The 16432-nt window shown below is 49.1% G+C and carries 14 protein-coding genes; all 14 read right to left on the minus strand.

The window, feature by feature from the left end; translation table 11 throughout:
• Positions 1–12: 12 nt before the first annotated feature.
• Entirely contained in the window at positions 13–1200 is a 1188-nt protein-coding gene (gene neuC / locus DFR38_RS05845) for a UDP-N-acetylglucosamine 2-epimerase (protein ID WP_059284749.1), read from the minus strand.
• On the minus strand, positions 1197–2339 hold the full coding sequence (locus DFR38_RS05850; protein ID WP_059284750.1) for an aminotransferase class I/II-fold pyridoxal phosphate-dependent enzyme: 1143 nt from the start codon (positions 2337–2339) through the stop codon (positions 1197–1199). The genes neuC and DFR38_RS05850 overlap by 4 nt, the downstream gene beginning before the upstream one ends.
• The gene (locus tag DFR38_RS05855; protein ID WP_059284751.1) at positions 2336–3322 is read right to left on the minus strand and encodes an NAD-dependent epimerase/dehydratase family protein; all 987 of its coding nucleotides are present in this window, start codon (positions 3320–3322) and stop codon (positions 2336–2338) included. The genes DFR38_RS05850 and DFR38_RS05855 overlap by 4 nt, the downstream gene beginning before the upstream one ends.
• A gap of 43 nt (positions 3323–3365) precedes the next feature.
• Entirely contained in the window at positions 3366–4748 is a 1383-nt protein-coding gene (locus DFR38_RS05860) for a nucleotide sugar dehydrogenase (RefSeq protein ID WP_199052496.1), read from the minus strand.
• 42 nt (positions 4749–4790) lie between these two features.
• A complete protein-coding gene (neuB, locus tag DFR38_RS05865) occupies positions 4791–5912 on the minus strand; it encodes an N-acetylneuraminate synthase (RefSeq protein WP_199052497.1) in 1122 nt (373 codons plus the stop codon).
• The gene (locus tag DFR38_RS05870; protein WP_158527694.1) at positions 5909–7126 is read right to left on the minus strand and encodes an acyltransferase family protein; all 1218 of its coding nucleotides are present in this window, start codon (positions 7124–7126) and stop codon (positions 5909–5911) included. Before DFR38_RS05870 ends, neuB begins: the two co-directional genes overlap by 4 nt.
• Positions 7127–7134: 8 nt before the next feature.
• Positions 7135–9093: a hypothetical protein gene (locus tag DFR38_RS20900; protein WP_146215923.1), complete on the minus strand. Its 1959-nt coding sequence runs from the start codon at positions 9091–9093 to the stop codon at positions 7135–7137.
• 111 nt (positions 9094–9204) lie between these two features.
• Positions 9205–10278 (minus strand): nucleotidyltransferase family protein, encoded by a 1074-nt coding sequence (locus DFR38_RS05875; RefSeq protein WP_059284754.1) that lies wholly within the window; start codon positions 10276–10278, stop codon positions 9205–9207.
• A gap of 39 nt (positions 10279–10317) precedes the next feature.
• Positions 10318–11388 carry an NAD-dependent epimerase/dehydratase family protein gene (locus tag DFR38_RS05880; RefSeq protein ID WP_082693279.1) on the minus strand — a complete coding sequence of 357 codons (1071 nt, stop codon included), beginning with the start codon at positions 11386–11388 and terminating at the stop codon, positions 10318–10320.
• 6 nt (positions 11389–11394) lie between these two features.
• A complete protein-coding gene (locus DFR38_RS05885; protein WP_059284757.1) occupies positions 11395–12336 on the minus strand; it encodes a glycosyltransferase family 2 protein in 942 nt (313 codons plus the stop codon).
• Positions 12333–12761 carry a GtrA family protein gene (locus tag DFR38_RS21840; protein WP_059284758.1) on the minus strand — a complete coding sequence of 143 codons (429 nt, stop codon included), beginning with the start codon at positions 12759–12761 and terminating at the stop codon, positions 12333–12335. The genes DFR38_RS05885 and DFR38_RS21840 overlap by 4 nt, the downstream gene beginning before the upstream one ends.
• A gap of 8 nt (positions 12762–12769) precedes the next feature.
• Positions 12770–14086 carry a lipopolysaccharide biosynthesis protein RfbH gene (gene rfbH, locus DFR38_RS05895; protein ID WP_110313127.1) on the minus strand — a complete coding sequence of 439 codons (1317 nt, stop codon included), beginning with the start codon at positions 14084–14086 and terminating at the stop codon, positions 12770–12772.
• Positions 14087–14098: 12 nt separating this feature from the next.
• Positions 14099–15163, minus strand: a complete 1065-nt coding sequence (rfbG, locus tag DFR38_RS05900; RefSeq protein WP_059284759.1) for a CDP-glucose 4,6-dehydratase — start codon at positions 15161–15163, stop codon at positions 14099–14101.
• Entirely contained in the window at positions 15160–15930 is a 771-nt protein-coding gene (gene rfbF, locus DFR38_RS05905; RefSeq protein ID WP_059284760.1) for a glucose-1-phosphate cytidylyltransferase, read from the minus strand. The genes rfbG and rfbF overlap by 4 nt, the downstream gene beginning before the upstream one ends.
• Positions 15931–16432 lie beyond the last annotated feature (502 nt).

Here is a 16432-nt window from a genome sequence, read left to right on the forward strand (position 1 = left end):
CGCTCTTCGCGCTCAGTTGCCTGAAGGCATGTAGTCATAGAATTTCTTGGCGAGAACGCCATCAAGCCCAACCGTCTTCAGTTTTTGCGCAATCCTGACGGCGGCGTCGCCCTTGCCGTAGAGCGAAACATCCTGCGGCAGTCCCGCCATAAACGACTCGGACAGGGCAAGATCAATGGCGCGTCGGATATCGCCGGCATTCTCGAGACAATCGATAACGGACAAGGCTTTCAATCGGCCCCTTTGACGGTCGCCGATATTGACCGTTGGCACCCGTACGGCCGGCGCTTCAATCAGCCCGCTGGAGGAGTTGCCGATCACCACGTCGGCACACTGCATCAGACTGAGATATCGCCGCTGCCCCAGCGAGTTGAAAAAGCGCACCCGCTGCGGGTAACGCGCCGCATAGGCCTGAATCCGGGAGCTTATGGCCGCATTGCCGGCATCAGCATTGACTCCGGTGAAAATCACCGCAGCGTCCGGATAAGCTTCGAGCGCCGACATTAGTTCGTCAGCTGCAGCGCCCGGCTCCATATCGCCCAGCGTGGCGGGATGGTACGTGACGAGAAATACCGGCTTCTCCGCCAGGGCCACGCCAAGATCCTGCTCCAGCTCGGCAAGAGACATCATCGGCGTCCGCTGCAAGTGGTCCAGTCCCGGCGCGCCGTAATTGAATACCATCGCCGGATTTTCACCCATCTGCAGAATGCGCTGCCGGTAGGCCTCTGCGGCGGCAAAGTGCACATGCGACATTTTGGTAACCGCGTGGCGAATGGACTCGTCCATCGCACCCTCACTGGTTTCACCGCCATGAATGTGCGCTACAGGTACACGCATGAACAAAGCGGCCTGCGCGGCTGCCAGCTCCTCATAACGGTCCCCCAACAGCACGACCAGATCCGGAGACAAGCGCTCATAGGCTTCGGCAAACCCCATCGTGGCCAAAGCGGTGGACTTGCTGACGCCAACGCCCGAATCACCCGCCATCTGCATTTCGATGCGTGCATCGACAGGGAAACCATCCCGCACAACCACCTGCTCTGTCCGGCCCCACTGCTCGCACAGGTGCGCCCCGGTAACAATCACCTGCAACTGTAATGCGGCATCTGCCTGTACCGCCTTCATTACCCAGTACAAATGGCCGTAATCGGCGCGGGTGGCCGTGACAAAGCAAATCCTGCGAGGGGCTTGATCGCTCACAACCCCACCTCCGCCATCACGATGGCGGCCACTTGCTCCAGTTCAGCATCACTGATGCCAGTGGAGCACGGCAAGGTTACGATCCGCTGCCAGATGCTCTCGCTGACTGACAAGTCGCCACGCGGACAAGCGGCAAAGGGAGCCTGAAAATGCAGCGGCTTCCAGAACGGACGCGCGTCGATGCCCTTCTCGCGCAAGCGGGCTCGCAGCGCTGCCGAATCGCCCTCCTTAAGCACAAATCCGGCGAACCAGCAGGCGCTTTCGGCGAAGTCCGGCATGGGAAATGGCAAAACGCCTGGCAGCGCGGCAAAACGCTTGTCGTAAAAAGCGCTGATCTCGCGCTTGCGTGCAACAAAGCGAGGCAACAACTCCATTTGGGCGCAACCGACGGCAGCCTGGATGTTAGTCATCCGGTAGTTGAAGCCGACCATGTCGTGATCGTAATCAGCACCGACGCGGGCAGTCGTAGTCAGATGACGCACTCGCTTGACAAGAGCCTCGTCATTGCCGGAGACTGCGCCGCCGCCGCCAGCAGTGACGGTCTTGTTGCCATTGAATGAGAACATGGTGAGATCTGCGCCCAGCTCGCCAAGGCTGCGGCCCTTGTAGCGCGCGCCCAACGCAGCCGCCCCATCGGCAACTACCGGCAAGCGGAACTCACGCGCGAGGGCAACGATGGGATCCATATCGGCCGGCATGCCCAGCGTGTATACCGGCACAATCGCCGCGACACGCTTGCCCGTTGCCTTATGAAGCAGTGCTCCGTGCTCATTGCGCGCGGTTTCTTCGCGCAAGGCTTTCTCCAGCTGGCGCGGATCCAGCGTCCAGCTTTCGCTATCAATATCCAGCATCCACGGCAGAGCGTGCGCGTGAGCAACCGCGTTTGCCGTGGCGATAAAACTGAGCCCTGGGATGATCACGAGGTCACCTGGCTCGACGCCCACCGCGATCAACGCGGCATGAAGCCCTGTGGTGCCGGCGGAAGTGGCAACGGTATATGCGTAGCCCGCAGCCTCTCCCACCATCTGTTCAAACCGGTTGACGAAGGGCCCCACTGTCGAAACAAACGTGGAGTCGATGCACTCGTTGAGATAGGCCCGCTCGTTGCCGGCCAGGTTCGGAATGGCCAAGGGGATCATTTTGCGCTCACCCCGCCCTGGAAGACATTGGCAAGATACCAGTCAAAGGTCTGGCGCACGCCTTCTTGCAAGGACACCTCCCCGCTGACGCCGGTCAGGTCTTGCAACAGACCGGTCTTGGGGCAGCGGCGCGACGGGGAGCCCGGTGTCGCAGGTTGCGGCACAAGATTGAGCTTGCGATCTACAGTGGTTACCACTACTTCGGCCAACTCGCCGATGGAAATTTCCGGCGATTCATTACCGATGTTGACAGTCTTTCCCAGAGCGCTTTCGGATTCGGTCAGCGCACGAATCATGCGCACCGCATCGCTGACGTAGCAGAAGGTACGACGATGGTCCACGCTGAATACATCCAGCGTATCGCCATCTTTCGCCTTCCACGCCTTGAACAACAACTCCGGAATCACATGGGACATTCCCATGCGCGGGCCATAGACATTATGCAAGCGGACATTGGTAACCGGCAGGCCGCTCATATTGCACATGGCTTCGCCGTACAGTTTGGAGAGCATGTAGCTAGTGCGAGGCTGGTCCAGTCCGGTCAGGGCAATCGGGGTGGTCTCAGGGGTCGGAATCGGCATGTCCATATGGATCAGACTGCCAGCGTAGACTTCAGAAGTGGAGCTGAACAGCAAACGCTGCAGCTTCTCTTGGCGGCGACACAGACGGATAACGTTGTCAGTCATCTTGGTATTGTCGGCCAGTACTTCGTAAGGTCGCTGCAATACATGGGTCACGCCGATAATGGCCGCCAGATGGTACACATGCGTGAAGTCGGTCGGCAAATCCTGCAGGGTGGATTCATCCAGCAAATCCGCTTTCAGCACCTTTACGCCCAACTCATTGATGCAAGACTCGATGAACGGGTCCTGCACACCCCGCTTGAAGTTGTCCAGCAAGGTTACATCATGCCCCTCGGAAGCCAGGGAACGGGCCAGATGGCCGCCAACAAAACCTACACCGCCAGTAATGAGTACTTTCACGTCAGCTCCTGAATAATTTCAAAATTTGATAAGGCAATCCGGCTCAAGAGCCGCGACCGACAGATTCGACCCGGCAACCCGCTTGCACAAAGGCTTCGCGCTGAGCGGCGCTGAGGCAATCATTGCTGTCCAGAATATAAGGCGTGCGCCCGTCCAGCCATGCAACCGGATCCAGTTTCTTGTATTCCTTGTGCGGCACGGCAAACACCACCGCATCCACATCAGGGCACGATGGCAAGGCATCATCCACCGGAATCTGCAGGTCATCCCAATAGTTCAACAATGGATCGGCGCACATGACCACCGCGCCCTCCCCAACCGCAATCTCATAGAATGTCTGGGAGGGAGAATAACGGGTGTCCGCCACATCCTGACGATAAGACACGCCCGCCAGCAGCACTCTCGCGCCATTCAGTCCGCCAAGATGCGTCCGCAGCTTGTCTACAGGGTGAAGCGGCATGGCCTGGTTGATCCGCACGGCCATCCGCGACAAGGGGAACTCGATGCCGTCCAGACCCAATATGTCCTTCGCAGCCAGATCGGCGAACAAGGGATCTTTGGTCAGGCAGTAGCCCCCCACGCCGAAACCCGGCTGGCGGATATTGCTGTGTGTGGGCCGCTTGCGGATGGCGCCCACGACTTCGAACATGTCGACGCCGGCTTTTTCGGCAAACTTGCCCCACTCGTCCATGAAAGCGATGGTCAGTGCGCGATAGCTGTTTTCCAGAACTTTGGAAGTTTCCGAAGCCGTTGTATTGGAAAGGCGGGTAAGCGGGTACTCCGCCACGTTGACCACCGTGGACATGAAGGCTTCGCAGGCATCCGCGGCAGCCGGCGTATCGCCGGCGAATACACGCCAGTAATCCGTGATGGAGGCAAGATATTGGTCTCCAGGCATCACCCGCTCATAAGCGTGCGCCAGTAAAAACGCATCCTCCGGCAAACCTCGCTCAAGCGCGCATTGCGCCAGCGCAGGCTTGACGATGTTGCGGCAGGTGCCCGGCGGCACAGTCGTTTCCACAATCACGAGGCATCCTTGCGGAATGTTTCGGCCAAGCGTCTTGATGGCCTCAAGGAAAGGCCCGGTTTTGAGATGGCCGTCCCCGCTAAGATCGCCAATATCGAAATGCACATCCACTACAACCACGTCTGCTGTTCGCAACGGTTCGATATCGGACGTAGCGTTCAGGTTACCGGTTGCATGCGAATCGGCGGTCAGACGTATCAGGTCATTATCCGTGGTGCCGAAGGGAAAGACACCTTCATTCAGCTTGCGTATGCGCTCCCTGCCCACCGGGCTGTCCAGATCCAGTCCCACAACCTGATATAAAGGCTTTCCCTGCTGGCGTTTGCCAGCCTGGGCGCAAGCAACAGCCATGGCCGCACCGACAAAACCAAGACCCTGAATACAAACTTGTTTCTGCATAATCATTCAATCCAGTCAAAATCGCATTGCGCCAACATCACACTACAGATGGTCGCCAACATTCAAATCCAGCTTGGCTGTGCTGCCCACAAGATCCCACAAGTGCTCCGCACCAAGGCCATCGCCAGTCCGTGCGGTAGCCAGATCGTCGCGCTCCAGTCGATGCCCCGCCTTGATTGGGCGAGCGGCAACCACCTGCTTTCTGACGGCCGCCCGCGTATCCCACTCACTATCATTGGGGGCCTTCGTTGCACTTCCCATTGCCACTTCCAGCTGGCGAATAGCACCAACCATCTGGGCCAGTTCAGCAGGTTCGAGGGATGCGGCGTGATCAGGCCCTGGCAATGTGCGATCCAGCGTGAAGTGCTTTTCAATCACCACTGCGCCAAGCGCTACTGCGGCAGTCGGGATCAGGGTGCCTTCCGTATGATCGGAATAACCAATGCGCAGTCCGAAAGCCTTGCCCAGCGTTTGCATGGAGCGAAGGTTCACTTCATGCATCGGAGTCGGATACTGCGAAGTGCAATGGAGCAAGACAACTTGTTCTGCAAGCGCTGCTCTCGCTGCTTGCGAAGACCAAGTGCGCCAAACCTCACCCAAAGAGGCGGGCTCGCTTTCGTGAGTAATGGCATGGCAAATGGTTGCAAGCGCAGCCTCCACCTCGGAAAGCGTAGCCATTCCAGTAGATACCACTAACGGTTTGCCAGTATGAGCAAATTTCCACAGCAACGGAAGGTTAGTCAGCTCCCCGGAAGGTACTTTGAAAAACGGCATATCCATTTCACAAAGGAAGTCCAAACTACCTTCGTCAAAAGCCGTGGAAAGAAACTGGATGCCGCGTTTGACACAATAGGCCTTCAGTTCATGATGGATGTCATGCGAAAGCTCCAGTTGCTTTAGCATTTCATACTGACTGCTCCCGGCACCAGTCTGCTTCGCTTGATATGCCGCTTTCGGTGCCGACCGCGAAACCAGCTTTTCTGTCTTGAATGTCTGGAACTTGACCGCATCGGCCCCGGCGGATACTGCTGCATCGACTAGGCGAAAAGCCATTTCGCGGTCGCCGTTATGATTGACGCCCGCCTCGGCGATGATGAAAACACTGTTTTGACTGCCAAATGCCATAGCCACCTCGAATGACATGTCTAAAGGGGAGGAGATCATGCCCAAGACAACAACTTGCGCATGCGCTGTCTTAGGGGCTTCTCCAGCCACTCATAAGAAATCGCTGAAAAAATATAAATACCTACCCATGCCATGACCACATGCAGGAACCGCGTTCCCGGCAACATCAAGACAAAACCGTAAAAATAAATATGCCAAATATAAATAGAGTAACTACGTTCACCCAGCCTCACACACCAACTCGTGGAAAGAAGCCTGGAGAAATGCCCGACTGGACAAACATAGCAATAATAAATACAAAAGCAGACAATGGGGGCATAACCAAATAGTTGGAAAATTTCATCAAACAGCGGAAAGGCATATTTCTGAGGGAGGAAAGTTTCTAAAACATATAAAAATGACAGCAAGCTACCAATTTTAACAAAGATCGTTTCAGAACGATTCAATACTCGATCAAATTGTTTCAAACAATAATCCGCGACGACAATACCACATATAAACTGCAACAACCTTGAGTATGGAGAAACATACCAAACCCAAAATGAAAAAGAAAATTCAGGGCTTCGTGAAACAGAAGAAATATCACCAAAAATACTGACTCCAATCCTATCAAAAAATGCCTCATTAGTATGCAGGCATCTAAAAGCAGAGGAAAGAACCAGTATGCTGAATATTGTTAAAATTCCGGTCATTTTCAGAGAAAAACTACGCACTCTTACAAGCCAGTACCATAACAATGGATAAAATGCATACATAAGCATTTCAGTACTAACAGACCATGTAATACTTGCGCGCGGAAAAATATAGTAAAAAGTAGCCCCCGTGCTCGCCAACTGATAAAACCAAGACTGGGACATTGATATAAAAAAAGGAATCACTCGGAGCACATCTGGCCACGGGACACCACCACCACGAGTAACCAATACCAAATCAATAATAAAAGTTGCTAAAAACAAAGGATACAACCGAGAAAAACGTGCCACAAAAAACGCATAGAATTTTTTTAACGAACCATTGATTTTAACACTATAATTATAGTGAATAATAAATCCACTCAAAACAAAAAAAATATCCATCCCAAGAAAAGCGCAATTTGCAAGAAATCGCCCAAAAAACATGGTATCCCTAGAGACAAAACCGAGTAAAAGATGATTAAGCAAAATAAAAAATGCCGCAAAAAAACGCAGACCAGTCAGTGATTTTATATCAGGCCGGGCAGGCGAAAAAATGACAGAATCATCAGAATGTCTCATTTCCTTAATTACCATTTCGTAGCGCCAACCGTCCAAAAACCATACCCAAGATGTCTTGGGTCCAAATTCTTTGTCATCGCCACTTTCGCATAATTATAATCTGGTGCATTTTCGTAAACTAACTTGTAATCCTGTCCATTAGAATAATACAAGAAGCCAGGTTCCATCTCGAAGTTTGGAATATCCACAAATTTATCTGCCAAACCATTTCCACCAGTATCCGCATAACTAAGCGGTATAGGTGCGACACGGCCATTTCGCATTAACGAAACACTACCCGGAGCAGCAATCCTATTCGACAAAGGATAATTACCATAAACCTTCTTATAATTTTCCAACTTAGCTGTCAGTAAACGTAACTTTCCCAGCATGACTGGATAAATCCGTGCTTCTTCGTGAAAGTTAATTTCAAAAAACTTACCAGACTCCGACTTCCACTTTTCGCCCAGCAGGCTGTATGCTGAAATAGCAAACACCGTCCCAAGACTGGGGTAATAATTTCCGTTGTCTATCTCAATAAAGACATGCCTAGCAGAAAAAACATATTGGCTAATATTGTAACGCTCACGATAGGAGGCATCGTGAATCAACATTAGATTATTGCCCCAATGACGGTATTCATTCACACCAACCCCAAGACTATTTTTTCCGCCTCTGGCGTAAATGATATTACCGGTGTATTCATAATTCCATATATTTCGCTTACCTACACGATACCCCGAGGTGTGATCAACTATAATAAAGGTCCCAACATCATGAAATTCTTTTGCATTATTTCTTATATAGCCAGATATTGCATCTTGACGCATCCAGTCCCGCCACACGTCAGCACCAATAAACATGGATGTCATTGAAAATGACGCAAACAAGCAGGAAATGATGACATAGCCCGATTGGACACGAACGCGCTCATGCCGGACAAAAGCCAGACCAGTGCTAATACAACCAAGCAAAAAAAGCAAAACTGCAGGCAGTCCAGGTAAAATATGACGACCTTCATAATAACTTGTAAGTACGGGTGGCTTGCCTACCAGTACGTAAGGTAAAATGGCGAAGCAGCCAAAAACAATCCCCATACACGCCAATGCTATTGACTTTCCAGCATGACGAAGCAGCAGCTCTTTCCCCTGAAAAGCAAGCATTAGCAAAGAATAGCTGATGGCAAAAGCAATAACCAAGCCTTTAGTAGTACTACCAAAAAAAGCGACAGCAAGAAGATCGCGCACGGCCTTAAAAAAGGTCGGCAAAATTTTAAATGCATTCCAAATCAAATCTGAAAATTGAATCGCATTATAATCAGCATACATTTGAGAATGTTGTGTCGTTACCCATTTCAATACATAAAAAACAATCGGAAGCAAAACGAAAGCTGCATTTGATCTTAAGAAGATGAACAACTCAGCCCAAAAAGCAACCTGCACACCATCGGCATTCTTTCTGAGTAAAGCCCACAAGCTCTTGCAATTCGTAATCTGTAGCCTAGAGCCCAATGGATAGCGAAAGAAAAAATATGCCAGCAACAACGCATAGACAACCAGCAATGAATTAAGGTAAAAAGAGAAAAAGAAAAAAGGTAATGAAATTAACCTTAAGTACAGAGTACGATTTTTAGAAAAAATCAACGCTCCAAACCAGAAGCAAGCGATATACAAACAATAAAAAGCTACACTTGTTTGATACCGAACCAAGGCAACAGGCGTAATGGCATGCAACAGTGCCAAAACAAAAGCCATTGGAGCATTAACCCATTCTTCGCGCCGAAAAAACTTGGCCACCAATACAGAGGCGGCTCCCCAAAATACAAAAACGAACCACCGTATAGCCAGTGCAGGATTAGGCAGACTATTTATCGCATAAGTAGCATACCCACCCCACCAGATTCCGAGCTCGCGCCCAATACGAATAGCCTCCTCTTTTCCTTTAAAAATCCAGACCCAGTCATCCCAAAAATATCCTGGATTACTCAAAGAAAAGTAACAAGAGAAAAACAGTAGAAAAAAAACTAAGGGCAGCCTTTTTAAGGTTAGCAATTTAATTACTCAGCAAGGTGATCCGCAATGAAAGCTAGCCTCGTAGGCTCACTCGAAAATTGTTGCCGCGATATCATAATCACTAGGGCGACCTACATCCAACCAATGCTCAAAAATTGGGAAACAGGATACTTTTTTCCCTTTTTCGATCAAACACTCAGCCACATCGGTCATATTAAATTTTTCTGATGCTGGCAAATATTGGAAAACCTCACGCGATAGGAAATACATTCCGCTATTAACCATGAACTTGTAGACCGGCTTCTCATCAATCTTCGCAACCACACCATCCTCTTCAGCGATTACACCGAATGGAACTTCAACATGGTACTGAGTGGAAGCAATAGTCATACAAGCATTGGTTCGCATATGATCTGCAAAAAACATTCGTACATTCAGATTGGTGAGAATATCACCATTGAAAACCAACATATGCTCATCTGGTTGATCTACCAGAGCCAATGCACCACCGGTACCTAAAGGAGTGTCTTCATTGATATATTTAATTTCGACACCATAGCGGCTACCATCGCCAAAGTGCTCCATGATCTTCTCCGGTAGATAGTGCGTAGTGATGTAAAACTTACGTACACCGAACTCGATCATTTTCATGATGCTAATTTCCAGAATTGGACGCCCATTCACTTTCAGCATCGGTTTGGGAGTGGTGTCAGTAAAAGGTCGCATGCGCGTACCGAAGCCACCCGCCATGACAATGGCTGAAAAATTCTTCTTCTGGAAATCATACTCATGGCAAAGATAATCAGCACCAATTACGTCTACCGGATCTCCAAGCTGATCTACCAGCACTAGCTGTCGTAAGCTATGCTCGGTAAACAAGTCACGTCGTGTATCTTCCGTAGCATCTTCGTTAGCAGTAATCGGCTTTGATCTGCTACTCGCTTGCTTGATCTTGAGTACTTCCTGTGCAGAGTCGGCCAGCCCTCGCCCAGCCAAGAAGGCACGACGTACATCACCATCAGTGAATATATTCTCGAATTTTCCTTCATTATTGTAGTAAAGACAGCACGCTACTGAGCCACTGTTCTGAATACAGCTGACGATATCGGAAATTTTGGATTCCGCATTAACAGAAATTCTGGAGAGCTCAACATTTTTCATTGCAATTGCTCAAAATATATTCTTAATGGGTTACCGACATCATGCTTTCTGATCAAGCCATTTGCTTGTTCTAGTAATGGCATCCACTAGACTGGTGGAGTCACAAAGCAGTCCTTCTTTGGAGGCTTTATCGATGTCAGCCAGATACTTATTTACCGGTGCACCAGAGATTACCTGCGTCATTACTTTTACCGACTCGGTTGGCATATCGTGGCACTGAGCAACCAGCAGGGCAAGCTCCTTGATGGATAGTACTTCCTTACCGGCAATATTGTATGGCACGCCACTGCGTGACTTCACCAACATTCGGATCAAGGATGCAGCTAAGTCAGCAGCATACAAATAGGAGCGTAGTGGAGTACCATCACCCATGATCACAATGTCCTTACCCGCACGGGCATCGCGGATGAAGTTGCCAATTGCATAGTTGGCATTCATGGGTAGATAAGGACCGACGAAAGCAAAGCATCGCGCGATGGCCAATTTGAAACCATGTTTTCTTGCCTCTGCCGCAGACATGATTTCCATCATTCGCTTGGTCTGACCGTAGACAACCTTCTCACTCGTCAACGCTGCCATGCTGTCAACTTCTTCGACAAAGCCACTTTCACTCTGGTATTCAAGCACCGAGGTATAGACACCACCGGAGCTCGTAACAAGCAACGCTCGGACCTGTTTTTCTGCGGCCAATTTCAGAACCCGGCCCATACCAATTACGCCAGCGCATATATGTTCACTCGCCCAATCATCATACCCGCCAAGATTGGGTACAGACGCAGCATGAATGATATGACTGACAGGCTGATCAGGAAACTTGAAATCATCGAGATCACCCTCCACCCACCGCAGCGCATCATTGCCACGAAGATGAGGATAGCGTGCAAAAAATTTGGCAGTATCACGAAGTAGCACAGTAACCGTCAGATTCATCCGCCGCTCACGTGCTATCCAAAGGAACGCTTCAACTAACCATATGCCAAAGAAACCACTAGCGCCGGTAATAAAGACATTACCGTTTTCAAAATCATGGTGAACATCACTCGTTTTCTGAATGATTTCATTCAAATCTTGTTTAAAAAGAGAAAAACCGGCAGGAATTGATGTATTCATAGCTATTTATTCGAAATTGACGCGTTCCCGCTCGACAACCATCGGTCGTTTAACCGTATGCGTCACCAGAAGGCCAATGTACTCACCTAACATTCCAACAAGGAAAAATAAAACACCTAGAAAGAAAAATAATGCTATTGCAAGAGGTGCAAAACCTACTTGAAAATCATCCCACGCAATAAGTTTCCGCACCAGATAATAAACCCCAAGCATGAAGCTCAAGCCACTCATGGAGCCACCAATAATGGTTGCGAGACGTAAAGGAGCTTTGGAGTGATTTACCACCCCAAGCAAAGCACTATCAAGATAAACAAAGAAATTTCCTTTTGATAGCCCTGATCTTCTCAATGGCTTATCAAAAGGGACTTCCACGCGTGGATAGCCAATCTCGCAGATCAACCCACGAAAATATGGGTAAGGATCCTGCATATCACGTAAAATATCCATTACCTTTTTATCGTAAAGGCCAAAACCGGTAAAGTTCCTCACTTGATCGACTTCTGATATCCTAGTAATCAGCGAGTAATATAATTTCCTCAAATAAGGCGTAAGTCCTTTTTCCTGATGCGATCGGCGAACCCCAATGACTATTTTACTGCCTTTCAACCAATTATTGACAAAATCAACAATTAGCTCCGGCGGATCCTCCAGGTCTGAAGCCATGCCGATCACGGCATCACCTTGGGCCTGAAGCAAAGCGTGATATGGTGAACGTATATGCCCAAAATTGCGGACGTTGAAAATTGCCTTTATCCGTTTATCCGCCTCACATAGCTGCTTTATTTTTAAATCAGTACCATCGACACTGTCATTATCAATCAGAATTATTTCATAGTCCAATTCTGGGAACTGACTCATAGCCAGCCCAACTCGCCTAGTCAACTCTTCAACATTGTCCACTTCGTTATAACAACCTGCAACGATGCTAACAATTTTTTTATTGCTCATGATCTTACGCTCTTAAATGTAAATTTTCGGTGACCGACATACGAAAAAACGACACTAATCACCATAAGACCAGCCTGTGCAATCCAGAATGGGATTCCAATCTGACTTACCAACAGCCATAGCCCCGCGATTCCAAGAACAGTACTACCTCCATATACGACATAGCAGCGCAAATACTCTAAAAACCAGTGCGACTTACTTCTAAACACAAGAAATTTGTTTGTGAAAAATGATACTGTAATACACACAATGTTAGTAAAGATAACAATTAGTACGATGTGAAATTTTTGCTGAAATAGATAGTAGACCACCACAGTGAATACATAAGCAAAAATGGTATTACCTCCTCCAACAAGTACATAGCGGAGGAGCTCTTCGGTCGAAATACCTTTTTTCTTAGCCAGCCTATTAAGGCTGGCCACCATAGACTTAATCAAAAATTAACACCTAAAAAGGCCTCAATTTTGGTAGCCGCCCAATCCAGCATTTCTTCGGTCAATGCTGGTTGGACTCCAATCCAGAAGGTGTTGTTCATGACGATGTCTGTATTAGTCAACTCACCCACAACACGGTAATTTCGACCTATCATATAAGGCTGACGTGTCAGATTGCCCGCAAACAGTAAACGGGTGCCTATGCGATATTGATCAAGGTACTGCAGTAATTCCACGCGAGAAACTGGTGCATTTTCACGAAGCGTGATCGGAAAGCCAAACCAGGAAGGATCAGACTTTTCAGTAGCCTCTGGCAAAATGAGGAACTCTTCACAGCTACGAAGGCGAGTCTTGAGGTAGGCGAAGTTGTCCTTGCGCTTTTGTACAAACTCAGGAGCCTTGGCCAGCTGTGCCAAACCGCAGGCCGCTTGCATGTCCGTGATCTTGAGGTTGTAACCAAGATGGCTATAAGTGTACTTGTGATCGTAGCCTTCCGGTAGGCTGCCCAGTTTCTGGCAGAAACGCTTGCCACAGGTATTGTCGCGGCCTGGTGCGCAATAGCAATCACGGCCCCAATCGCGGAAACTTTCCGCGATTTTCTTCAGTTCTTCATTATTGGTGAATACTGCACCACCTTCGCCCATGGTGATGTGGTGGGCCGGATAGAAGCTAACAGTACCGATATCGCCGAATGTACCAACCATCTTGCCATCGTAAGTGGAGCCCAGTGCGTCGCAGCAGTCCTCCACCAGCCACAGATTGTACTTCTTGCACAGCGCGGAGATGACTTCCAAGTTGTACGGATTGCCCAAGGTGTGGGCTAGCATGATGGCTTTGGTTTTCGAACTGATGGCAGCTTCTATCTTGCTGGCATCAATGTTGTAAGTACCGAGCTCCACATCGACAAATACAGGAATTGCGCCGAACTGGATGATCGGGTTTACGGTAGTGGGAAAGCCTGCGGCCACACCGATGACTTCGTCACCTGGGCGGATAGCTCTTTCGCCCAGCTTGGGTGATGTGAGCGTACTAAAAGCAACAAGGTTGGCCGAAGAGCCAGAGTTAACGGTAATAAGATATTTGACACCGTAAAACTCAGCAAGCTTACGCTCGAATTCGTCGTTGAAGCGGCCAGTCGTCAGCCAACCGTCCAGCGAGGCCTCCACCATCATTTGCAGCTCCTCAGCCCCGATAAGCTTGCCGGACGGCGGCACAACGGTCTGTCCTGGTACAAAAGGTTTTGCCGCCAGCGCTTGCTCGGCGTATTCAGCCACCAGTTGGCTGATTTTCTCACGAAGAATTTTGGTATCCGTCATTGATTCACACTCTTAATACTTAATGGGAGTTTTTTGATATTCATGGATTTGTTGCAAACACAGTTGACGCATGTCCTCACCTGCCAGCCAGGCCTTGTGCCACAAAACAATCTTTTCCAGCGCCTGCTCCAATGACCAACGAGGGCCCCAACCAAGCAGATGGCGGGCTTTGGAAATGTCCAGTTTTAGAAAACCAGCTTCGTGCGGCTGAGCAGCATCATCTAAGCGCCAGCTAGCGCCGCTACCCCATTTGTCGCACAACTTGGACACAATCCATTCTACCGGTTTGGCATCTTCGTCTTTGGGACCGAAATTCCATCCTTCAGCAAAAGCCAAAGGCTCGTGCCAGAGCCTTTCTGCCAAATCTAGGTATCCGGAAAGCGGCTCTAGTACATGCTGCCAAGGGCGAGTAGAAAGCGGATTGCGAATAACTACAGGCAATCCTTTTTCAAAGGCCCGCAGCATATCGGGAACCAGACGATCTTCAGCCCAGTCACCGCCACCAATCACATTACCAGCACGGACTGTTGCTAGTGAAATGCCCGCCTCTTGCATGAAGGAACGGCGATAGGCAGAGCTGACCAGTTCTGCACAAGCTTTGCTACTGCTGTATGGATCATGCCCGCCCATAGGCTCATCTTCACGATACCCCCATACCCACTCACGGTTTTCGTAGCACTTGTCTGTCGTGATGTTGACAATCACCTTGGCGCTACCAACCTGCCGAGTTGCTTCAAGAAGATGCACGGTTCCCATCACGTTGGTGGCGTATGTTTCTATCGGATGCCTGTAGGAATAACGCACAAGAGGCTGGGCCGCCATGTGGATGACAATTTCAGGCTGAAAATCCTGAACTACGCGCAACACATGGTCGTAATCACGGATATCTCCGATCTCGGAACGCATACCGTGCATTAGTCCAGCGGTTTCGAACAAGGATGGAGAGCTGAGTGGTGATAAAGCGAATCCATGCAGTTCAGCACCAAGCGACTGAAGCCACAAGGACATCCAGCTACCTTTGAATCCGGTATGCCCAGTCAGTAAAACACGCTTGCCTTGCCAGAACTCGGGGGTCATTCCCACACCTTCCACGGTGCCTTACCACTATTCCACAGTTCTTCCAGGTGCTGCTTGTCCCGCAGGGTATCCATAGGCTGCCAGAAACCATCATGCTTGAAGGCTTGCAGCTGACCTGAGCGTGCCAACGCTTCTAGAGGTTGGCGCTCCCAGATGGTAGTGTCGTCGTCTATAAGACTGATTACCTTTGGCGACAGGACAAAAAAACCACCATTGATGTAAGCACCGTCACCAGTCGGTTTTTCCATAAAACTATTGACGCTACTCCCGTTGATTTCCAACGCCCCAAACCGGCCAGGTGGCTGGACAGCGGTTACAGTAGCTTGCTTGCCGTGAGCTTTGTGAAACTCAATGGATGCACGAATATCAACCGTACCAACACCATCACCATAGGTAAAGCAGAAATCTTCATCACCTACATACTGAGCCACACGGCGTAGACGCCCACCTGTCATGGTACTTTCACCAGTATCCACAAGCGTCACCCTCCAGGATTCGGCGTTATTCTGATGCACTTGCATTTCATTGCTACGCATATCAAATGTAACATCTGACATATGCAAGAAGTAGTTTGCAAAGTACTCTTTGATGACATAACCCTTATAACCGCAACACACAACAAAATCATTAATACCATGCGCAGAGTACATTTTCATGATATGCCAAAGGATTGGGCGACCGCCGATCTCAATCATTGGTTTAGGTTTGAGATGAGTCTCTTCGGAAATTCTGGTCCCCAAACCACCAGCTAGCAATACTGCCTTCATTTAAATGACTCCAAAAACAGAGTGGAAGATAAAAAATATCAACTTTAATCTTAACACATATCAAGCAATGTCAAAGATGCGGCATGTCCAAATAAAATGACCCAATCAAGTCAATAACCACGGACAATACATCACTGCCGCACAATTAGACCCTATTCACTAATCGGTGAATAGTCATACCATTTAGCACAACATAAAATAATACAGTTATAAAACGGCAAGCCACCACAATAAGAAGTGCAAATGCATCATAAAAAGATGCCTACAAATAAATTTCATTCGCCGCCCTACAAAATCACACAGAATACTTTACCATGCAACTGATGACATATAATGATGAAAGAGCTCTTCAAACCTATAGGAATGTATGAATCCAAAAGAAGTAAATTCTGAACTTTTGGCTAAATCAGTATTCAACCCATCACACTTGATGCAATACAGTATCACCAACTACTTGTCACCAGCCTACCTGAAATGTGCAATGAAGTATGCTTAGAATCAG

This window comes from Aquitalea magnusonii (assembly GCF_003202035.1).
Taxonomy (GTDB): domain Bacteria; phylum Pseudomonadota; class Gammaproteobacteria; order Burkholderiales; family Chromobacteriaceae; genus Aquitalea; species Aquitalea magnusonii.